At 68.7% G+C, this 20263-nt stretch carries 17 protein-coding genes, 2 pseudogenes and 1 other annotated feature; of the genes and pseudogenes, 6 read left to right on the top strand and 13 right to left on the bottom strand.

All coding sequences use genetic code 11. From position 1 onward, the window contains the following. Positions 1-43 precede the first annotated feature (43 nt). A complete protein-coding gene (locus ACU616_RS19345; protein ID WP_446760039.1) occupies positions 44-265 on the bottom strand; it encodes a transposase in 222 nt (73 codons plus the stop codon). 802 nt (positions 266-1067) lie between these two features. On the opposite strand from ACU616_RS19345, the gene ACU616_RS19340 reads away from it, so the two are divergent. The 3 genes from ACU616_RS19340 (at position 1068) to wecB (ending at position 4280) form a co-directional block, all read left to right on the top strand. Then, on the top strand, positions 1068-2408 hold the full coding sequence (locus ACU616_RS19340; RefSeq protein WP_446760038.1) for a glycosyltransferase family 2 protein: 1341 nt from the start codon (positions 1068-1070) through the stop codon (positions 2406-2408). Between the two features lie 97 nt (positions 2409-2505). Beyond that, positions 2506-3051 carry a family 16 glycoside hydrolase gene (locus ACU616_RS19335; RefSeq protein ID WP_446760037.1) on the top strand — a complete coding sequence of 182 codons (546 nt, stop codon included), beginning with the start codon at positions 2506-2508 and terminating at the stop codon, positions 3049-3051. A 5-nt stretch (positions 3052-3056) separates the two neighbouring features. Further along, the gene (gene wecB / locus ACU616_RS19330) at positions 3057-4280 is read left to right on the top strand and encodes a non-hydrolyzing UDP-N-acetylglucosamine 2-epimerase (protein ID WP_446760036.1); all 1224 of its coding nucleotides are present in this window, start codon (positions 3057-3059) and stop codon (positions 4278-4280) included. Between the two features lie 411 nt (positions 4281-4691). On the opposite strand, the gene ACU616_RS19325 is transcribed toward wecB, so the two are convergent. From ACU616_RS19325 to ACU616_RS19285, 9 genes and pseudogenes are all read right to left on the bottom strand, one after another. Continuing rightward, positions 4692-5342: an IS3 family transposase gene (locus ACU616_RS19325; protein ID WP_446760035.1), complete on the bottom strand. Its 651-nt coding sequence runs from the start codon at positions 5340-5342 to the stop codon at positions 4692-4694. Continuing rightward, positions 5250-5381, bottom strand: a sequence feature (AL1L pseudoknot). It overlaps the preceding gene by 93 nt. A 97-nt stretch (positions 5382-5478) precedes the next feature. Then, a pseudogene (locus ACU616_RS19320) lies at positions 5479-5667 on the bottom strand (transposase); the annotation flags it as partial. Positions 5668-6706: 1039 nt separating this feature from the next. Next, positions 6707-6939, bottom strand: a pseudogene (locus tag ACU616_RS19315) (transposase); the annotation flags it as partial. A 565-nt stretch (positions 6940-7504) separates the two neighbouring features. Next, positions 7505-8920: a DNA primase family protein gene (locus ACU616_RS19310; protein WP_446760034.1), complete on the bottom strand. Its 1416-nt coding sequence runs from the start codon at positions 8918-8920 to the stop codon at positions 7505-7507. Beyond that, complete coding sequence (locus tag ACU616_RS19305) at positions 8917-9231, bottom strand: hypothetical protein (RefSeq protein WP_446760033.1); 315 nt, start codon at positions 9229-9231, stop codon at positions 8917-8919. Before ACU616_RS19305 ends, ACU616_RS19310 begins: the two co-directional genes overlap by 4 nt. After that, positions 9228-10037, bottom strand: coding sequence for an IS5 family transposase (locus ACU616_RS19300; protein WP_446758835.1), 810 nt, complete (start codon positions 10035-10037; stop codon positions 9228-9230). The genes ACU616_RS19305 and ACU616_RS19300 overlap by 4 nt, the downstream gene beginning before the upstream one ends. Before the next feature lie 148 nt (positions 10038-10185). After that, positions 10186-11022, bottom strand: coding sequence for a bifunctional DNA primase/polymerase (locus ACU616_RS19295; protein ID WP_446760032.1), 837 nt, complete (start codon positions 11020-11022; stop codon positions 10186-10188). A gap of 144 nt (positions 11023-11166) precedes the next feature. Further along, on the bottom strand, positions 11167-11373 hold the full coding sequence (locus ACU616_RS19290) for a helix-turn-helix domain-containing protein (RefSeq protein WP_446760031.1): 207 nt from the start codon (positions 11371-11373) through the stop codon (positions 11167-11169). Positions 11374-11900: 527 nt separating this feature from the next. After that, positions 11901-13319 carry a recombinase family protein gene (locus ACU616_RS19285; protein WP_446760030.1) on the bottom strand — a complete coding sequence of 473 codons (1419 nt, stop codon included), beginning with the start codon at positions 13317-13319 and terminating at the stop codon, positions 11901-11903. Here ACU616_RS19285 and ACU616_RS19280 point away from each other — a divergent pair. The 3 genes from ACU616_RS19280 to ACU616_RS19270 all read left to right on the top strand — a co-directional run bounded on the left by ACU616_RS19280 (position 13278) and on the right by ACU616_RS19270 (position 16563). Further along, positions 13278-14189, top strand: coding sequence for a quinone oxidoreductase family protein (locus tag ACU616_RS19280; protein WP_446760029.1), 912 nt, complete (start codon positions 13278-13280; stop codon positions 14187-14189). The two genes, ACU616_RS19285 and ACU616_RS19280, sit on opposite strands and share 42 nt — an antisense overlap. Before the next feature lie 200 nt (positions 14190-14389). After that, positions 14390-15085: a hypothetical protein gene (locus ACU616_RS19275; protein ID WP_446760028.1), complete on the top strand. Its 696-nt coding sequence runs from the start codon at positions 14390-14392 to the stop codon at positions 15083-15085. Next, positions 15082-16563, top strand: a complete 1482-nt coding sequence (locus ACU616_RS19270) for a glycosyltransferase family 2 protein (protein ID WP_446760027.1) — start codon at positions 15082-15084, stop codon at positions 16561-16563. The genes ACU616_RS19275 and ACU616_RS19270 overlap by 4 nt, the downstream gene beginning before the upstream one ends. A 291-nt stretch (positions 16564-16854) precedes the next feature. Here the strand turns inward: ACU616_RS19270 and ACU616_RS19265 are convergent, their stop codons facing one another. From ACU616_RS19265 to ACU616_RS19255, 3 genes are read right to left on the bottom strand one after another with little or no spacing between them, the layout of a single operon-like run. After that, positions 16855-17814: a VWA domain-containing protein gene (locus tag ACU616_RS19265; RefSeq protein ID WP_446760026.1), complete on the bottom strand. Its 960-nt coding sequence runs from the start codon at positions 17812-17814 to the stop codon at positions 16855-16857. Between the two features lie 34 nt (positions 17815-17848). Beyond that, a complete protein-coding gene (locus tag ACU616_RS19260; RefSeq protein WP_446760025.1) occupies positions 17849-18928 on the bottom strand; it encodes a DUF58 domain-containing protein in 1080 nt (359 codons plus the stop codon). Beyond that, positions 18925-20169 (bottom strand): AAA family ATPase, encoded by a 1245-nt coding sequence (locus ACU616_RS19255; RefSeq protein ID WP_446760024.1) that lies wholly within the window; start codon positions 20167-20169, stop codon positions 18925-18927. The genes ACU616_RS19260 and ACU616_RS19255 overlap by 4 nt, the downstream gene beginning before the upstream one ends. Positions 20170-20263 lie beyond the last annotated feature (94 nt).

Raw genomic sequence — 20263 nt, 5'->3', positions numbered from 1 at the left:
GGCAGCAAGGACGACATACTCGTCGACGCAGGCGACCTGGGAATTAACATCGCCGTCTCCGGCGCCGGGCGGCACGAAGATCCGCCCGCTCGGGCGTTGTGAGGCCCGGCCCGAGGTCTCGGTCGATCTGGTGCTGCCGCAGCCAGGAGTAGATCGTCTGGTCGCTAATCTTCAGGTCGAAGGCCACCTCGGACACCTTGCGTCCCGAAGCCACCAGATCCAGCACCTTGCGCCGGAAATCCGGCGGATACCCACGTCGTCCCACAGCCCCTCCTCAAGGGGTCAGGTGGCACGAAGATCCAACAATCGGACTCCACGAAACATGGGGCGGACCACAGCCTCCACTGAAGCCGGGGCGGTTCACAATCACCTGCCGATGATCCCGCCAGCGCCCACCTCGCCGTCCCATCAAACCGCGGCCGCCACATCCATTCGCCAAGATCCAATAGCATCGCCCAAGGCCGCCTCTCACTCATCACAATCTGTAACTGAGATTCAGAGGCGCTGCGCCGGTTCAACACGCTTCCTAGGGCCGGCGCGGTTGATCGCGCGAGCATGCCAGCCATGGCGCTGCTTCAACCAGCGGATTGTTACCTAGCGCTCACAGCACGCAACTTCGCCGCAGTCAATGTAATGTGGAGCACTGTAGTGAGCTCATGGATAGTAGTCACCGTCTGTTACGACAAGCCGCGACGATGGTGCTGCTCTCAAGTAGTTCCCGGGTGCTGGTAGCGAAGTCCGTCCTGTTGCCCGCACCTTTTGAAGCGAACCAAGCCGGTGCAGCCGAACGGGGGATGGGTGAACTACTCCAGCGGGGTCTGGGGACTTAGCTCGATCACAGTGGCGCAGACCCTGCCCACCGACGATGTCCTCTGGTTGATCGCCCGCGTGCTTCTTGACCTCGCCGGCGGACTGTTCCTCCTCTACCTCCTCGCGATCAGCGGTGTAACGACGTTGGTGCTGGTGTCCCCATACGGCCGCCCGCGGAGGGTGGCAGCTTCCACCGGCGGCCGGCACCGCAAGGGGGCTCGGTCGATCGGTGGCCGGCATCGCAAGGGAGCTCGGCGATGAGGGCCGCAGCCAGCACCGGGCTCTGGTCGATGGGCGCCATGGATGCCGTCTGCGTGTCCGCCGCGGTGGTGCTCGTCAGCTTGGGGCTGGTGTACGGGATGTCGCTGCTGGCCGCGTCCCGGCGAGCTCCACGCTGGGCGGCTGCACGGACCCGAGGCGCGGAGGACGAACTGTTCTTCGTCTTCCTGCTGCCCTGCTTGGACGAAGACCGCGTGATTGTCAACTCAGTGAACCGGCTGTTGGCCATCCCGGGCGACAACTACGTCGTCATGGTGATCGACGACGCCTCCACCGACGACACCGCCGCCGTGGTCGAGGACATCGCCGATCCGCGGGTGTGGCTGTACCGGCGCACTCTGCCGCAGGCCCGGCAGGGCAAGGGGGAGGCGCTCAACGCCGCCATCCGCCACCTAACATCCGGACCGCTACGAGACGCCGATCCACAGCGCACCGTTGTCGTCATCGTCGACGCCGACGGCCGGCTCGAGTCCCAAGCCATCGCTGCGGTCACCCCGTACTTCGCCGATCCACGGGTCGGCGCGGTCCAGGTCGGCGTGCGCATTAACAATCGACTCACCAGCCTGTTGACGCGCATGCAGGACATGGAGTTCGTCATCTACACGGAGGTCTTTCAGCGCGGCCGCCGGCACCTGCGCTCGGTGGGGCTCGGGGGCAACGGTCAGTTCATGCGGCTAGCGGCATTGCAGTCTCTGGGTCACAGCCCGTGGAGTCGTAGTCTCACCGAGGACCTCGACATGGGAGTTCGGCTGTTGGCCAGCGGCTGGCGCAACGAGTTCTGCCACACCGCGGCGGTGCACCAGCAAGGGGTGCCGGAGCTCGCCCGGCTGGTTCGGCAGCGCAGTCGCTGGTTTCAGGGGCACCTGATGAGCGTCCGGCTGGTGCCGAAGGTGATCCGCGAGGTGCCCGGCCCCGCAGCCGCAGATCTCGTCTATCACCTCACCGCGCCGCTGCTGCTGCTAATCGCATCGTGCCTGACCGGCTCGTTCCTTGTTTCCCTCGTAGCCGCGGTGGCTGCTGCGGTCGGCGGACACAATCCGGTCGGCTGGTGGCTGCTGTCGACCTATCTGCTCTCCTTCGGCCCGGCCCTGGCGTACAGCACCGTCTACTGGCGCCGGGAGCGCGCGGAGGGCCCGGGACTGTTGCGTTGCTGGGCATGGGGCCACCTGTACGTCATCTACGGGCTGATGTGGTACGCGGCCGGCTGGTGGGCCGTCGCCCGGGTGCTACGCGGCCGCCACGGGTGGGTGAAGACCACCCGCACCGTCGAGCGGGCCGAATCGGTCGCCGTCCCTGCAGGCGCAATCGGTGCTCGATAGGACCGCGCGACGGCCCCGGCGCAGGCACCTGCTGCTTCTCCAGGCCGGCATCTTGGCAGTGCTGGCGGTCGTCACGTATCCGGTGTGGGAGCCGTTCGTGAGCGAGCAGTGGTCGGTGGTCTACGACGGCTACGGCACGGTCGACATCAGCGCCGACAGCGTCACTCTGGCCCCCACGCCGCCGGCCAGCCCGGCCGCCAGCGATACCCACGCCGCCTTGGTCGTCACCGATGAGGACTACGGCGACCTGACCGTCTCGGCGGAGGTGCGCACCGGCCAGCAGCTGCGCCCGGGCAACCCCAACCCGTGGGAGGTCGGCTGGCTGCTGTGGCACGAGACCGATCCACAGCACTTCTACGCCGTCGCACTCAAGCCCAACGGCTGGGAGCTGTCCAAGCAGGTCCCCGGCGCCCCCGGCGGTCAGCGCTTCCTCACCAGCGGGCACATGCCGCGATTCCCAACCGGGGTCTGGCATCGGCTCACGGTCACCCAGCACGGCGGGGAGATCACCGTGACTGCCAACGGCCGCCGCCTCACCCACTTCATCGACCCCGAGCCGTACACCCACGGAGCGGTCGGGCTCTACACGGAGGACGCAGTCGCGGTCTTCCGCAACATCTCCATCACCACAACCGGAGCGTGAACCCCATGTCCCTTAACACCGCTGAGTCCAGGCGGACCGCAATGGTCGTGTACGGCACTCGGCCAGAGGCCGTGAAGATGGCCCCGGTCGTGCGGGCGTTGGAGGCATCAGCGCACGTGCGCCCGGTGGTGGCGGTGACCGGCCAACACCGCGAGATGCTCGATCAAGTCAACGACGTGTTCGGCATCAAACCCGCCTTTGATCTGGACCTGTGCGCTCCCGGGCAGAGCCTGACCGACATCACGATGGGCGCGCTGGCCGGCGTCGGCCGACTGCTCGCCGAGGAGCGCCCCGACGTCGTACTGGTGCAGGGCGACACCACCACCACCTATGCAGCGGCGCTCGCGGCGTTCTACCTGAAGATTCCGGTGGTGCACCTGGAGGCCGGCCTGCGCACGCATGACCGGTACGACCCGTTCCCCGAAGAGGTGAATCGGCGACTGACCACCCAGCTGGCCTCGCTGCACCTGGCTCCGACCGCCACCTCTCAGGCCAACCTGCTCGCCGATGGCATCGACCCGGCCGCGATCGTCGTCACCGGGAACACCGTCATCGACGCGCTGCACTGGACTGTCGCCCAGCAACTGCCGTACGCCGATCCAGCCCTGGCCGCCCTCGACGCCACCAGCGCGCCACTGCTCCTGGTCACCGCCCACCGACGAGAGAGTTGGGGTGAGCCCATGGTGCGCATCGGCCGCGCGGTAGCGCAGATCGCCATCGACCACCCCGAGGCGCGGGTCGTCTTTCCGATCCACCGCAACCCGGTAGTCCGCGAAGCGGTGCTCCCGGCGCTGGCCGGCTTGCCGAACGTGGTGGTGACCGAGCCGCAACCTTACGGCCAGTTTTGCCGACTGATGGCGCGCGCCACCGTCATCCTCACCGACAGCGGCGGCGTGCAGGAGGAGGGGCCCAGCTTGGGAGTTCCGGTACTCGTCATGCGGGACACAACCGAGCGGCCGGAGGCGGTGGCCACCGGAACCGTGAAGCTCGTCGGCACGGACCCCGACCGCATCATCGCCGAGATTCACCGGCTGATCACCGATGCCGACGCGCGTGCGGCCATGGCGCGGGCAATCAATCCCTACGGTGACGGACGGGCTGCCGAGCGGACCGTGGCTGCGGTTGAGCACCTTTTCGGTCTGCGTCCCCGACCAGCCGAGTTCGGCGTTTCCACTTCGGTCGCCATGCCCGTGTCCCTCGGATCGTCCCAGCAGCTGCTGGTCGGCTGATCCCCGTAACGACTTCGGGCCTGGTTAGCGGTGAGCGGCCTTGCCCCGTTTGGGGCCGGTTTGATCACGCGGTGGTGCCGGCCGGGAGTGTCCCGCCCCGGGTTTAGTGGAGGCTCGGAACTGACGCGGCGACGGTAGTCGCCGCGATGTTGTGCCAGTAGAATCTGTCCTCGTGCTCGGCCGGTGGGATCAGGCCGATCTCGCCGTGCAGGCGTCGGTGGTCGAAGCAGGCGATGTTCCCCCACTTCGTGAGAGGTGCCCCCATCGGCGACGGCGATCTCAAGGTCGTCGATGCCCTTCCAGGGCCCGCGGTTGCGGACCAGCTCGGCCTTGAACAGCGAGTTGAACGCCTCGGCCAGCACGTGGTCATAGGAGTCCCCAGTCGAGCCCACGGGGGCGACGACGCCAGCGTCAGCCAGGCACTGGGTGTACCGCACCGCGACGTATTGCGACCCCTTGTCCGAGTGGTGAATCAGTCGCTGACGTCGCGGCGGCCCGCCGACGGGTCCAGATGCCCATCTCCAGGGCGTCCAGGGCCAGGTCGGTGCGCAAGGACTTCGACAGCTGCCAGCCGACCACCCGGCGGGAGAACACGTCGATGACGAGCGCGGCGCACGCCCAGCCGGCGAAGGTCCGGCAGTAGGTGATGTCAGCGACCCACAGCTGGTCCGGGCCGGTCGCGGTGAAGGCGCGCTCGACCAGGTCCGGGCGGGTGTCCGGGCCGGTGCCCGGCACCGTGGTCCGCGGACCCTTCGCCCGGCTGATGCCGCCCAGACCCTTGCGGCGCATCAGCCGGGCGACGGTGCAGCGGGCCGCCCGGTGGCCCTGCCGGCGCAATTCGGCGTGCATCTTGCGGGCGCCGTAGACGCCGTAGTTGTCGGCGTGCACCCGCCCGATCACCGCGGTCGTCGCCGCGTCGCCGATCGACCGCGCCGAGGGCGGTCGGGTCCGGTGCGCGTAGTAGGTGCTCGGGGCGATCTGCACGCCGGCGTCATTCAACACCGCGCAGACCGGCTCGATCCCGAAGCGCTCCTTGTGTTCGTCGAGATAGTCGACGATCACTTGAGTCGGCGGTCGAGCTCCGCCTGCGCGAAAAACGCCGACGCCGTCTTGAGGATCTCGTTCGCCCGCCGCAGCTCCCGGTTTTCGCGCTCCAGCTCGGCGATCCGCGCGCCTCCTCGGTCGTCGTGCCCGGCCGGACTCCGCCCTCGATTTCGGCCTGGGTGACCCAGTTGCGCAGGGTTTCGGGATTGATGCCCAACTGGCCGGCCACCCGGGCGAGCGCACCAGACCGGGTCGCCGGATCCTGCCGGGCTTCCACCGCCATCCGGGTCGCCCGCTCACGCAGCTCGTCGGGGTACTTCCTCGGTGCCGCTATGACTCTCATCCTCACGTGGATTGAGAGCCTCCATCAGACCCGGGGCGGGACACCCTCGTACACCTCCAGGGCCGCCCCACGCCGGCACCACTGATCGTGCGTCCTTGTGGGCGTAGTGCAGGGTGAGCACCAGGCCGAGGCCCGCGGCGCACGCCGAGGAGTCAGCGCCGGTGCCGTCGCCACGTCAACGCTCCAGCCCGGCCGGGTGACCCGGACAAGGGTCCCATATGTCCGTTTGGACAGGTCCTAGTCTTCCGCTGCATCATCGGACGCAAGGATCAAGATCACGAGGCCTGTAAGGGCGATCCGAAAAATCCGGATGTATCGCGCGTGGCCACTGGGAGCATTTCGGCAGACCCCCTTTGGACGCTGCCCGGCGAGTCATGCAGCCGTCTTTTAGGCTGGCATTCAATCGCGGCATATGCTCCATCGGGTCAGATGGCGTACCGTCAAGGCGGCGCCTGGGCAGGGGAAGTTGCCTTGCTTGGCACGTACATAATCTCAGTGAAGGCTGGCGCAGGAATATTTGTGGAGCCAGCCCAGGTGTATGACGCTGACCCGCAGGAACGTACCTCGCTGACTCTACCCCGGATTGAGGCTAGATATAGCCGAACGCGGGCAGATTTTGTGGTATACGCGCGGGCGGGCGCGGGCGCGCTTGCGGGAGGCCAGCGATCATGCCGCTCAATCACCGTTGCCTTAGACAATGAGCTTAGCCGATCGGCCCAACCGGCGCAGTTCCCATGTTTCGAGGCCCCTCGTCGGGTCGTCGCGGTCATCGCCGTGCGGGCGGGATCGCTCCGCCATTGCGTTGAACCTGGTTCGGATGACGGCGAACTGTGCTGCGTCCTCGCTTGTCCATTGTCGAAGAGGTTTGATCATCGACGAGTGAACGGTCAAGCCTGCTTCTCCTCTGGTTTGCCCCATACCGGGTCGCTTGGGCGGGACATGGGCCATCACTCGCCCGGACGGGTGACGGCGCTCTGAGCGGGCGCTGGCGGACCGGTGACGTCAACCTGAGTGGTGGATGTAGTCCTCACCGTGTCGGTCAGCGGTGGGATGACCATGACGCGAGCAGAGCCGGCTGCGCCACCTCTCTGGCCGGTTGGTTGAGCTGGGATATGGAGCCCTCGGAGAGGTAGCGGCGGTCGCAGACCTGCCACTCGTCGTGCGCCTCGACCAGGACCGCGCCGGCCAGCCGCAGCAGCGCCTCGGGGTTGGGAAAGACGCCGACGACGTCGGTGCGCCGCTTGATCTCCCTTTCAGCCGCTCCAGCGGGTGGGCTTACGCGAAACAGTTGATGTACGCCCCGAGTAGTTCCACGAGTAATTTGCAGTGTCCCGACGTGTAGCGGCAGGTGCTGCACTCGGTGGTCACTATTACTTTTTGTAGTGGTGGGATGGGTTGTCCGGCCCATATTACTCGTCTATCACAAGTTGCAGCAGTTTGTAGCACGATATAGCAAGTGCAGGAAAGAGGGCAGGAGGAGGCCAGATGTGCTCCAAGCCACTCCTCTCCCTCCAGTCTGCAACTCTCATGCAAGTCTCATTTCTAAACCGCAGGCCACAGCTCTGTGCAAGTCTCGTAAGTCTCTTTAGAAGGTTCTGAAACTCTCTATCGCATGGCTGAGGCCAAAACAGACTTACAAGACTTGCAGCTACTCTCCGTGCACCAGAAATCTCACTCTCCGTAGAACAAAAGGAAGCGGCCCGGCTCACAGCCTCCTGAGAAACTGTGAGCCGGCCGCAATACCCGTGGCAGGTCCTAGCCCATGGCGTCAGAACCCGACCGCCTTGGGGCCCTGCTGGTTGTCCTGCTGACCCCGTCGACCACCCCGCCACTGGTTCTAGACATCCGCCGCGTCAGCACTGACCAGGGCCACATCCATGACCCAGTTCTGCCGGTTGTCCTCTAACACTGTGTAACCGCGCCTCCCCAACCTGCCCCTGAAATCGTTCTTCCGTCCAGGCGGGATGTTCTGAGCCTTGGCCCAGCTCCGCCACGACTCGTACACGTCGCTGAACAGCACCCGATGGCTGGGGCTCCGGCGCAGGTCCTCAGCGGCCCAGTCAGTGACGTTGTCCACCTGCTCGTTGTGCTCTTTCGTCTGGTCGAGAACCGCCTGGGGGACGTCCTTCAGCCCCTCAGCCACGTACATGGCGTATCCGTCCAGCACCCATTGCAGGACCGATGGCAGGTCGGACTCCAGGATCTCGTGGCCGAGGTTCACGTTCTCCCGTTCGGTGTTACGGAAGTGCTGGGTGAACGGAACCACCCGGATACGAGACCAGGCGGCGTCATCGTCAGCGTCGAGGGTGGGCGGGTAGTTGGTGACGAGGACGAAGGTGTGGGATGGCTCGAACTCGAAGAAGTCCTTGCCCATGAACCGGCCCTTGAGCCTGTCGCCACCGGTCATGTTCTTCATGGCGGCAGTCTTGAGTTGCTGGCTCTGTTCGGTTTCGTGGACCATGACGAGACGCTGGCCACGTAGACCGGCGATTTCCGTCGGGTGCTGTTGACGGGCACCGGTGGCAAGCAATAGAGTCGTAGGTGCAAGGCTGGCATAGGAACCAAGCGCCGCGTGAATGCTGTCTAGGAACGTCGACTTACCGGTACCGGATTCGCCCCAGAAGATCGGGAAGATCTGGTCCTGCACCCGGCCGAGGATGGAGTAGCCCAGGATCTTCTGAGCGAACTTCCGCACCTCAGGGTCAGGCAGGACCTGCTCGATGAACTCATACCAACGGCCATCCGTGCGGGCGCCGAAGGTGGAGCATCCAGTGATCTTCGTGTGCATCTGCTTGCGATCGTGTGGCATCAGTTCGCCGGTCCTGAGGTCGTACACACCATCTGGCATGTTGACCAGGAACGGATCGGGGTCCAGCTCGGTGACGGCTGTCGAGATCGGTGGCAGCGCCTTGGCGATCGAGATGGTGCCGTTGATGTTGTTGGCCGTGTCGAGCATTGTCGTGTCTCGGTAGAGCTTGTCCCGCTCTTCGCCGTTGAGTCGGGCAACCTCCAACATGGCCTGCTGCTTGACCTGGATGAGCGCGTTCTGTGGCGCGTCCTTGGGGTCGGGAATCCAGCAGCCGTTCTCCCACACGAACCAGCCGACGTCCTTCACGTGCCGCAGCTCGTGGCCGTGGGCCTTGGCCATGCGGAACGCCATGCGCATCTGCTTTCGGTGAACCCTGGCTTCGATGTGGTCCGATGCTAGGTTCTCGGTGTCTACCTCGGCCGGTAGGTTGTTGTCGATGCTCATGACTGGATGCCCTTCAGGAAGTTGTTGAGTAGTTCTACCGCTTCGTCCTTTTCGGCCTGCTTTTCGGCTTGCTTCTTGGCCCGAGCCTTGGCGACGTACCGCTTCTGCTGACGAACTTTGCGCTCGGCGTCCTTGCGAGTCCACGGCCAGGTGTCGTCGGTGTTCTCGCACTGCTGTAGGAACTTCCAGCAGATATCGATGGCTTCGTCGTCGGTCTTCTGGTATCCGCCGACCAGGGCTGTGGCGATCCGGAGCAGAATCTCGTTCTGCTTTTTGGCCGCGCCGTGTTCCAGGTAGTGAGGTGTTCTCAACGGTTTGGTCGCTCGGCGTTGGTCAGGATGAGTGCGGCGGCGACGACCGCACCGATCCGCTGCGGGCACAGCCGAATCCGGCGCAGTGCTTTCCACCGGTTCTTGAGCAGTGCGATGCCGCGCTCACCCTCGGCGCGCAGCCGGGTCAGCAGTCGGTTGCGGGTCGCGGTGCTGGGTGCCAGGTGGGCACCCTTGGCCGGCGTATGGATGCCGACGCCCGCGCCGTCATAGCCCTTGTCGGCCAGGGCGGGCAGGCCCAGCAGCGCGGCCGCGGCGTGCAGCGCACCGAGGAACCCGGTGGCCCGGGCGGCGGCGAGGTCGTGCATCGAGCCCGGCTCGACGGGGGAGACGGCCACCGGGAAACCGTCCGGGTCGCAGACGACCTGCACGTTGCCGCCGTGAGCGCGGTGCTTGCCGGAGTACCACAGGTCGTGACCGGACTCGGGGTTGGTGGTCCGGCAGCGGTCGGTGCGGATGAGCGTGCCGTCGAGGACGACGTGGCTCCAGCCGGCGGCACTTCCGGCCTCGAGCACTCGGTGCAGGTCGGGGGCTTGGTCGGCGAGCACGTCGATGCCCTCGTGCAGGTAGCGGTAGCCGGTGGCGACCGAGACGCCGGTGTCGCGGGCCAGGGTGGGCATGTCGGCGTCCTGGCGGAACCAGCGCAGCACCAAGATGGCCTGGTCGCGGGCGGAGGCGGCGCGGGCGCCTATGCCGGTGCCGCGGCGGCGGCGTTCGGCGATCAGCAGGTCGGTGAGCAGGACGGCGGTGGCCTCGGGCACGTCGAGCGTGGCAGAGTAAGTGATCACGTGGGGTCCGTGCGGATGAGGGTCGTTCTTGGTCGACGCCATCCTCTGCCGGACCCCACGCCCCTGTGCAGCGACGTCGTCGTCCAGCCACTGACCTGCTCATTCAGCGTTCAGCAAAGCTCTTCCGCGCAAATCGGTTGAGAAGACCTCAGTGGTCGATGTCGATGAGGCCCTCTGCGGTGAGGATGACACCCTTTTTGCTGAGCTTCTGCCCGGTGCGGAGTGACTGCTGCCTGGCCAGGCGCTGCTTCTCTGTCCGGCTGCTACCGAACTTGAGGATGTCCTCTAGCAGCCCTGCGGGGGCCTCAGCCTCCTCCAGTGACTCCCGGAGGTCTTCGCCGGTCGGGTAGTAGTCATTGGTGCGGAGGCCGTATCGGAAGCCGGGGAGCTGCCACATGTACTGCTGGTCGGTGAGCCCTTCACCCCTGGCTTCGTTGAGCTTGCGCTTGTCGCTCCACGAGGGGGCTAGCATTACCTGGCGCTGCTCGCAGATGATGTCCACGCCGGGAATCCACTCCAGGGTGGTGGGGATCTCCGGTGCGTCGTCGGGGAGGGTGAGGAATCGATGGAATCCTCGTCGGCCGGTCTCCGTGTTATAGCTGGAAGTCCGGGCGATCGGCCCCTCGGGGAGTGTGATCCCGGTGGAGTCCTGCCAGTCCTGTAGCTCCTTGGCCGGGTTCTCGCCGCTCTTGACGTCGCCGTCGATGACCAGCACGCGGCTGATGCGGCCGGTGACCAGTCCGGGGCAGTAGGTGGGGTTGTCCCGCCACGCTTTGGCCACCTGCTCAGGGGTGGTGAGAGCGATGGAGTTCCAGTCGTCCCAGTCCTTGCCGTGGATCTGCCAGGCGACGCGCTTGGCTCCGGGCTGGTTGGCCACGATGGGGAACCCGGCGTTGGCGTAGAACATGGCTGCGCCACGGAGCCAGGTGCCGTCCTTGCGATAGTCGACTGGAGGGAGCGGCGTGTCCGGGGTATACTCAGACATGATGGTCCTTTCGGTAGGGGGCTGTCGGGACGGCCCTTTCGTGGTTGGGGGGCCTGTCTGGGTGGTGTTGCGATAGGAAGTGCCAGGTCTGTCCACCTGGCGGGGCCGTACCGGGTAGATCCCTCGGTGCGGCCCTTCCTGTCTCTATGCGGCTACGGGCTCAGCACTGGCTAGCTCGTGGACTGTGGACGCCTTGATGAGGACGTTGTGGCCGTTCCGGGGGTCCTTCAGCTTCTGGAGCTGGCCGCGCTCGAACATGCGGTAGACGGTCATCGGGGTGCAGCCCAGGATGGCGGCTGCTTCCTGGATGGACACGTATCCGTCTGGGGCCGGGCGTCGGGTGGATGCCATGGGGTTCTCTCCGCGTGGTGTATGAGGTGCGGTGTTGCTTGCAGAGAGAACTGTACCGGAAATAGACGGACTCTAACGGCGCACTAGACCATTCTGTGAACCCCTAGACACATCTTCGCAGGTCAGAGCCGGAAAAATTTCTTGGAAGATTCTCCTGCGACAGTCATAGCGGTTGACGAATGGGGCTTACCGGTTGACGAATGGTCGAGACCTGGGCCACAACGGCAGGTCAGAGCCCAAGAATAATGGCGTAAAAGATGGCGAGTCAGCGATTCTTCGGGGACATTCGAGATGTGGGAGACGCCAATGAGCCGTACGCCGCTGCTGCTGCGACGCTCAGGTGACCATCCGCATCGTCCACTCCCCCGAGCCCCACGCCGTTCCCTATGTACGGTTCCCCGACGGGCGTGTGTCGTCGTCGTGGGAGGACTTCCACGCGGTGCGACGTCTTCAGCATCCGGAACTGTACGAGAGCGCTCCGGAACAGGCGGCATAGTACAAAAGGTCCGACCACCCGCTGGCGAGTTCTACATGCCACGCCAGCAGATGTCGACGCGGTCCCTGGTGGGCATCCCGTGGCCGCCGCGACGTCCCTTGCGTACGCGGATGGTGTCGATCATCGAGGCCAGCAGCGCCCGGCGGGTGTCGAGGTCGGAGCGGGCCCAACGTTCGGCGTAGGTCTCGCCCAGCTCGATGACGCGGACGGTGGGCTCCGCAGGCAAGCTCTCCAGTTCCCGCTTCCGCTTCCTCAGTTGGCGGCGCTGGACGAGAAGGGCAGCCTCCTCGTCTTCGTCGTCCACGTCGCGGAGCTGGGCCGTGACGTAGTCGAGGGCCTCCTCGATCTCCAGGGCCTCCCCGGACTTGGACTCGATGGTCTCCTCCTCCGTGATCTGGACATCCCCGAATAGGTTGAGGAATGTCTCTTCGACGTATGCCTCCAGGCGTTCGCGGTGGATCGCCACGCCGGGGCACCGCTGGCCACTGCGGATGTGTCGAGAGCACTTGAGGAAGCCCGACTTGCCCTCCTGGTCGACGTTGTGCATTGGTCGGCCGCATAGGTCGCACACGGCAATGCCTTTGAGGAGGTGGGGTGGCTTCCGCCACCACCCACCCTTGTGCGCCCGGGCCTCCAAGGCGGTCTGGAGCTGCCGCCACTCCTCGTCGGTCAGCAAGGGCTCGTGTGGGCGGATCGGGAGCCCGTCGGGGCCTCGGACGATCTCCCCGCGGTGGACCTGCATGCCGCGGAGAATGGGACGACGGAGGAGCTTTCGGAGAGAATCGTTGCTCCACCCCTTGCCTTCGGCCGAAGGAACACCCTTGGTGTTGAACTCCTCGACGATCCGATCTGACGGCTCTCCGGCGATGGTGCGGTCAACCGCCTCGCGGAGGATCGGCGCTTTCTCGGGGTCGAGCCGCAGAACGTAGCCAGGTCCATCGTCTCGCTCGGCCGCTTTCCAACCGAACGCGGCCAGGCCGCCACGGTGCCGGCCCTCGCGGGCCATGAACGCAACGGCTTCTCGTGTCCGCGTGGAGATTATGGCTGCTTCCATTGCCGCGAATGCCTGGAGGATGGTCGCTACGAATCGGCCAGACGGGGTCGAGAGGTCCAGGCTCTCGCCGACGGAGACCAGGGCCACGCCGTGGGAGTCCGCCTCTTCTCGGAGGCGTTCCCAGTCCGCGACATTGCGAGCAATCCGGTCGATCTTGGCGAACACGAGGACGTCGGCGGCATCCCACCGGGCACGCACCCTTAGCAGACCCGGTCGATCCAGCCGGAGCCCCTTGTCCGACCCGGACACATCGAGGTCATGGATGACGTCGACAACGTCCCAGTCGTGGGCGGCGCAGTACGCCCGGCAGACCTCCTCTTGTCGCTCGGGAGACGTCGTGGTGTCTGCCTTGCCTTGGTAGGAGGAGAGCCGGACGTAAATGATCGCTCGTGGCATGGGTCCATCCTAATTACGCAGACCGACACCCACCAGACCGAGGACAGCTACCTCGCCCCGCAGCAGCTGCCGCTCGTCCCGGGCGCGGAGTTCGTCGGCCGCCCCGCCGGCGGCGGCGAGCGGGTGGTCGGGCTGCTCGAGGGCGGCGGCTACGCCGAGCGGGTGGTCGCGAACCCGCGGCTGACCTGGCCGGTGCCCGACGCCGTCACCGACGAGCAGGCGCTCGCCGTCGTCCTGCAGGGCGCCACCGCCTGGCACCTGCTGCGCACCAGCGCGCACCTGGCCGCCGGGGAGTCCGTCGTCGTCATCGCCGGCGCCGGCGGGGTCGGCTCGCTCGCCGTCCAGCTCGCGAAGCGCTGGGGCGCCGGCCGGGTCATCGCCACCGCCTCCAGCCCGGATAAGCGGGCGCTCGCCGAGGAGCTCGGCGCCGACGCCACCGTCGACCCCGCGCTGGCCGACGACGACCCGAAGACCTTCGCCGCCGCCCTGCGCGAGGCCAACGGCGGCAGCCGCGTCGACGTCGTCCTGGAGATGACCGGCGGCAACGTCTTCGACGGGTCGTTCTCCGCGCTGGCGCCCTTCGGCCGGCTGGTGACCTACGGCATGGCCGGGCGCCGTCCGCCCAGGCCGGTGCAGGCGCCGGCGCTCATGGGCACCAGCCGCGCCGTCGTCGGCTTCTGGCTGGCCCACTGCATGGGCCGCCCCGCGATGATGGACGACGCCGTGACCGAGCTGCTGCCGCTCGTGGCCGACGGGGCGCTCACGCCCGTCGGCGGTGGCCGCTACCCGCTCACCGCCGTCCGCGAGGCGCACCAGGACCTGCTCGCCCGCCGCACCACCGGCAAGCTCGTCCTCGATCCCTCCCGCTGAGGTCCCCCGGGGCGGTGACGCTGCGTACGTTCCCGCCCCGGGCGCTCCCTCCGCGGGCGGGGCGCCCTCCCCCGGACGGGTTGTGACCACTCCCGTACACCCCATCGCGCGTCATACGTTCGGTCGCGTTCCGCAGCTGGGGGTGTGCAACGGCGCCCGGTCCCCTGCGGTCATCCCGATCGCTTCCCGAGGGGGGACCCGTGCCCGAAGGCACACCTGGACCACGCACGTCCGCGGTCCGGACGAAGGCGGCCCGTGCGGCCGCGCTCGCACTGTCGGCGGCGCTGCTGGCCGGCTGCCAGCTGCCCGACGTCAGCATGAGCCCGGGCCTGACGGCCGACGACGACGTGGCCGCCGCGGCCGAGACCACCGCGGCCCGGACCACCGCGGCCGGGACCACCGCCGCCGGGCTCGCCGCGGGGGCCGCGACGGCACCGGAGACCGCCGAGGTGCCGGCCCGCCCGGCCGGCGACCTCGACAGCGGCTCGCTCACCCGCAGCCTGCCGGCCGGTGACCGCACCGTCGTCGTCGACTACTGGACGACGCAGCAGGCCACCACCTGGACCGCCGAGGACGACAAGACGATCCAGCTCGCCGCCCACGTCGAGGGCGGGGACGACGACACCGAGGTCCTGGTCACCCGCTTCGCCGCCACCACCGACGACGGCAGCACCCGCGCGCTGGTCGCCGAGGACCGCGGCGAGTTCGCCCTCACCCCGCCGTTCAGCTACACCACCGCGCTCAGCCTGCCCGGCGCCGCGTCGCCGGCGGACGCCCTGACGCTCTCGGTCCAGTTCGACCTGCTGGTCGAGACCGAGCCGGGTGCCGAGCGCTACTTCCGCCAGACCGTGCTCGACACCGTCGAGCTCCCGCTCCTCCAGGAGGACCCCTCGTGAGCCAGCTCGTCGTCCAGGGTCAGCGTCGCGCGACCGACCGCGTCCACCTGCTCGCCCGCGGCGGTCAGCAGGTCCCCGACATCAGCTCGCTGGTCCCCGCCGAGTTCGGCGGTCCCCAGGCGCGGGACGAGCAGCGGCACGCCACGATCAGCTGCGTCATCCCGGCCTACAACGAGGAGTCGACGATCGCCGACGTCCTCTCCTCGCTGCTGTCGCAGACCCGCCCGCCGGACGCGATCCACGTCGTCATCAACAACACCGACGACGACACCCCGGAGATCGCCGGCCGGTTCGCCGGCGAGCACGTCCGGGTGGTCAAGGGCGAGACCTACGCGACCGTCGTCCACGTGCACGACATCGGGGACAACCCCGACAAGAAGGTCGGCGCGCTCAACTTCGGCTACTTCGTCAGCCGCGGCTACGACTACATCCTCGGTGTCGACGGCGACACCACCCTCGACCGGCGCTGCGTCGAGTGGCTGGAGAAGGAGATGGTCACCGACCCGCGCATCGGCGGGCTCTCGGCCATCTACACCTTCGACAAGACCAAGGTGCACGGCGCGATGGCGCGGTTCCTCGTCGCCGGGCAGCGGGCGCAGTTCGCCGGGTTCAACATGGACAACCTCGTGCGCGGCCGGAACATGGCCGTCCTCGGCGGGCAGTGCAGCCTCTTCAGCGTCCGCGCGCTGGAGGCGGTCATGTACCGCCACCACCAGTCCGCCCCGTGGGTGCGCGACTCCGAGGTCGAGGACTCCAAGCTCTCGCTGCAGATCAAGGACGCCGGCTTCAGCACCAAGATCAGCGCCCACGCCCGGGCGTTCGTCGGCCCGATGACCACGCTGCGGGCGCTGCACGGCCAGCAGGTGAAGTGGAACTTCGGCGGCATCGACCTGCTGTGGCCCGGGCAGCGCGGGGACAGCAAGGGCCAGCCGCTGCACCCCAACCTGCGGCTGCGCTGGTACGAGAACGTGTCGATGGTGTTCAACATCGGCGCGCGGATGGGCTTCCTGCTGCTGCTGGCGGCGGCCCTGTCGATCGGCGCGTTCGTCTTCAACCCGGTCTGGCTCATCCCGCCGGCGGTGGCGATGCTGCTCAACCTGCGCATCGCGCTGTCGATGCACGACAAGAGCGCCGTCGACATCTTCTACGCGCTGCTGGTGGCGCCGGCCGAGCTGTACATGTGGGTCCGCATGGGCCACTTCGTCACCGCGTGGGTGCAGTTCTTCGCCCGGGTGGAGAAGGACAATTGGGCGGCCCAGGCGGCCGCCGAGCGCGGCCGCGGGTCGGCCTACGTCATGCCGGCGGTCTGCGCGCTCGCGACGTTCCTCGTGCTCATCTACGCCTGGAGCCAGCAGAGCATCGGCGTGCAGTCGGCGATCCTGTCGATCGGCTGGCCGGTCCTCTACCTGCTGACGGTGCTGCAGACGGTCTTCATGGTGAAGAAGCTGGTGCGCCGCCAGCGCGGCTTCACCGTCTGACGAAGGACCCCCCTGCCCCCCACCGCTCGCCGCTCGCGGCGGGGCCCTGCAGGGGGGCCGGTACACGAGCCCGGGGCCGCTGGGGGACGACGAGGTCCCCCGGCGGCTCCGTCCGTCGTCCGGGGTCGGGCGCGTGCCCGGCCCGCGGCGCACGCCGCTCCGCCTCCACCCGGCCCGTCCAGGCGTCCTGCTCGTCCCGGCCGGCGGTCCGGGGACGGGGGTCGGGCCCGGGAGAGGTCGTCGAGGACCGACTGGAGCAGGCCGCGCTCCTCCCCCGTCACGCCCGTCGGGTCAGAAGAGCCGCTGCAGGCGCCAGGCGGCGAGCCCCAGCCCGCAGGCGAGCAGCAGGGTGGCCACCCGCACGAACCAGTAGGAGACGTCCTGCGGCTCGGTGGTGTAGCCGATCTGGCTGCCCAGGTCGTCGTAGACGGCCTCGAGCTCGGCGCGGGTGCGGGCCTCGTTGTACTGGCCGCCGGTCTCCTCGGCGATCTGCCGCAGCGCGTCGCGGTCGATGGGCACCGGCGTCACCTCGCCGCCGATCTCGATCGAGCCGTAGTCGGTGCCGAAGGCGATGGTCGACACCTCGACACCGGCCCCCTGCGCGGCCGCGATCGCCTGGGTGTTCTCCCGGCCCACGGTGTTGTAGCCGTCGGAGAGCAGCAGGATCCGGGCCGGCGGCAGCTCGTCGCCCTCGGCGACGTCGAGCGTGGACTGGAACGTGCTGATCGTGGTGAGCGAGGTGAAGATCGCCTCGCCGATCGCGGTGGCCTCCGACAGCTGCAGGTTGGAGATGGCGGCGTTGACCTGGTCGCGGTCGGTCGTCGGCGCCACGAGCGTCGAGGCGGAGCCGGAGAACGACACCAGCCCGAGGTTGATCCGCGGCGGCAGCAGCTCGACGAAGTCCGTGGCGGCGTCCTTCATCGCCTCGAAGCGGCTGGGCTCGATGTCCTCGGCCTGCATCGACAGCGAGACGTCCAGCGCCAGGACGACGGTGGCGGTCTCACGCGGCACCCGCACCTCGGTGCTCGGCTGCGCGAGGGAGAGCACCAGCCCCAGCAGCGAGGCCAGCGTCAGGCCGAAGGCCACGTGGCGCACCCAGCCGGCCCCCTTGGGCAGGAGGCTCTGCGCCAGCCCCGTCTGGGAGAACCGCGCCGCGTACACCCGGCGGCGCAGCTGCTTGACCACGTAGACCGCCACGAGGGCGAGCACGGGGACGAGCGCGATCAGCCACAGCGGTGACTGGAAGGTCACGGGGAGCCCTCTCTCCTGCGGCGGGCCGGGGCGCTCACCGCGACGCCCCTCCCGATCCGGCCCGTCGGCGGTCGGCGACGAACCGGACGACGTCCATCAACCAGTCGCGGTCGGTGCGCAGCTGCAGGTGCCCGGCGCCGGCGCGGCGCAGGCCGGCGGCGATCGCCCGGCGCTGCTCGGCGGCGCCCTCGGCGAAGCGGGCCCGGAACCGCGGGTCGCCGGTGGGCACCTCGAGGGTCTGCCCGCTCTCGGGGTCGACCACGGTGAGCAGGCCGACGTCGGGCAGGTCCAGCTCGCGCGGGTCGACGACCTCGATGCCGAGCAGCTCGTGCCGGGCGCCGAGGCCGCGCAGCGGGCGCTCCCAGTCGGTGTCGCCGAGGAAGTCGCTGACGACCACCACCAGGCCCCGGCGGCGCGGCGGGCGGCGCAGCGTCTCCAGGGCGGCGGCGAGGTCGCCCCGCCGGCCGCTGGCGGCCCGCGGGGTGGCGACCACCGCGCGCAGCAGCCGGTCGGCGGCCGGCCGGCCGGCCTGCGCCGGGTAGCGGTCGACCCGCTCGCCGGTGGTGACGACGGCACCGAGGCGGTTGCCGCCGCGCACGGTGAGGTGGCTGACGGCGGCCAGCCCGGCGATCGCCAGGTCGCGCTTGTCGCACAGGCCGGTGCCGAAGTCGAGGCTGGCCGAGAGGTCGACCACCGCCCACGTCTCCAGCTCGCGGTCGGCGATGGTCTCGCGGACGTGCGGCACCTGGGTGCGGGCCGTGACCGGCCAGTCCATCCGCCGGACGTCGTCGCCGGGGTGGTAGGTGCGCGAGTCACCGGCCTCGGTGCCCGAGCCGGGGACGAGGCCGAGGTGGTCGCCCTGCAGCAGCCCGTCGAGCCGGCGGCGGACGGTCAGCTCCAGCCGCTGCAGCAGGACGTCGGCCGGGCCCTCGCCGAAGTGCGGCGGGGCCCCGGGAGCGCCGCCGGACCCGGGCGCGGGGTCGATCCCGGAGCCGGGGGTGCCGGCAGGGACGGTGGCAGGGGCGGCCGCCGACGTCCCGGCGTCGTCCGGTGGCGCGGCGGTTCCCTGCCCGGCGTCGCCGTCCGCCCGCCTGCGGCCGCGACGGAGGATCACGCCGGCGCGCTGCCGGGGACGTGCCCGTTGCCGCCGTTGTGCGTCGCCGGCGGCTGCTGGGGGCCGGGCTGGCCCGGAGGCAGCGGCGGCGGGAAGCCGGGCACGTAGGCGCCGCCCTGCGGCGGGCCGTACTGCGGGACGCCGGGCGGTGGGACGGCGGGGCCGCCGGGCACCGCGGGGCCGAAGCCCCCGGCGCGCTGGCGCGGGGCGACCTGCGGCAGCGGCACGGTCTGCAGGATCCGCTTGACCACGTGGTCGGCCGGCACGCCGTCGGCCAGCGCGTCGTAGGAGAGCACCAGCCGGTGGCGCAGCACGTCGGCGGTGACGTCGAGGACGTCCTGCGGCAGGACGTAGTCGCGGCCGCGGACCAGCGCCAGCGCGCGGCCGGCGGCGATCAGGCCCAGCGAGGCGCGTGGGCTGGCGCCGTAGGACACCCACGAGGCGACGTCCTCCATGCCGTGCTCGCGGGGTTGCCGCGTGGCGACGACGAGCCGGACGACGTAGTCGACCAGCGCGTGGTGCACGAACACCTGGGAGGCGGTGCGCTGCATGCGGCGCAGGTCCTCGGGACCCAGGACGGTCTCGGCCACCGGCGGCGTCGAGCCCATCCGGTAGATGATCTCGCGCTCCTCCTCGGGGCTCGGGTAGTCGACGAGCACCTTCATGAGGAAGCGGTCGCGCTGGGCCTCGGGCAGCGGGTAGACGCCCTCGGACTCGATCGGGTTCTGCGTGGCCAGCACGAGGAAGGGGTCGGGCAGCGGGTGGGTGACCCCGCCGATGGACACCTGCCGCTCGGCCATGACCTCCAGCAGCGCCGACTGCACCTTGGCCGGCGCGCGGTTGATCTCGTCGGTGAGGACGAAGTTGGCGAACACCGGGCCGAGCTCGGTGTCGAAGGCGTCCTGCCCGGCCTTGTAGATGCGGGTGCCGAGGATGTCGGCGGGCACGAGGTCGGGGGTGAACTGCAGGCGGGCGAACCTGCCGCCGACGACGGTGGCCAGCGTCTCGACGGCGAGGGTCTTGGCCACGCCGGGCACGCCCTCGAGGAGCACGTGGCCGCGGGCGAGCAGGGCGACCAGCATGCGCTCGACCAGCCGGTCCTGGCCGACGATGACCCGCTTGATCTCGAACAGCGCGCGCTCCAGCCGGGCGGCGTCCGCCGACGGCGGGACGGGGGCGCCGGAGCCGACGGCGGTGGCGCCGACGGTCTTCTCGAGCGGGGTGCTGGCAGCGCTGGTCACGGGGCTCCCTGTCGTGCCGGTCCACGGCCCCCGGCCATGACGAGCCATGACGCGGGAGGCCGGTGACGGGGCTCCTCGCCCGTCTGCGGCCAGT

The sequence above is a fragment of the Geodermatophilus sp. URMC 62 genome (assembly GCF_052931475.1).
The sequence above is the reverse complement of the archived record's forward strand: the minus strand, read 5'-3'. Positions and strand labels throughout refer to the sequence as shown.

Bases quoted from the DNA above. Each gene is read 5' to 3' on its own strand.
- ACU616_RS19290 (WP_446760031.1), bottom strand. From the start codon at position 11,373: ATGGCATCCACCCGACGCCCGGCCCCAGACGGATACGTGTCCATCCAG.
- ACU616_RS19285 (WP_446760030.1), bottom strand. From the start codon at position 13,319: ATGCCACGAGCGATCATTTACGTCCGGCTCTCCTCCTACCAAGGCAAG.
- ACU616_RS19310 (WP_446760034.1), bottom strand. From the start codon at position 8,920: ATGAGCATCGACAACAACCTACCGGCCGAGGTAGACACCGAGAACCTA.
- wecB (WP_446760036.1), top strand. From the start codon at position 3,057: ATGTCCCTTAACACCGCTGAGTCCAGGCGGACCGCAATGGTCGTGTAC.
- ACU616_RS19295 (WP_446760032.1), bottom strand. From the start codon at position 11,022: ATGTCTGAGTATACCCCGGACACGCCGCTCCCTCCAGTCGACTATCGC.
- ACU616_RS19340 (WP_446760038.1), top strand. From the start codon at position 1,068: ATGAGGGCCGCAGCCAGCACCGGGCTCTGGTCGATGGGCGCCATGGAT.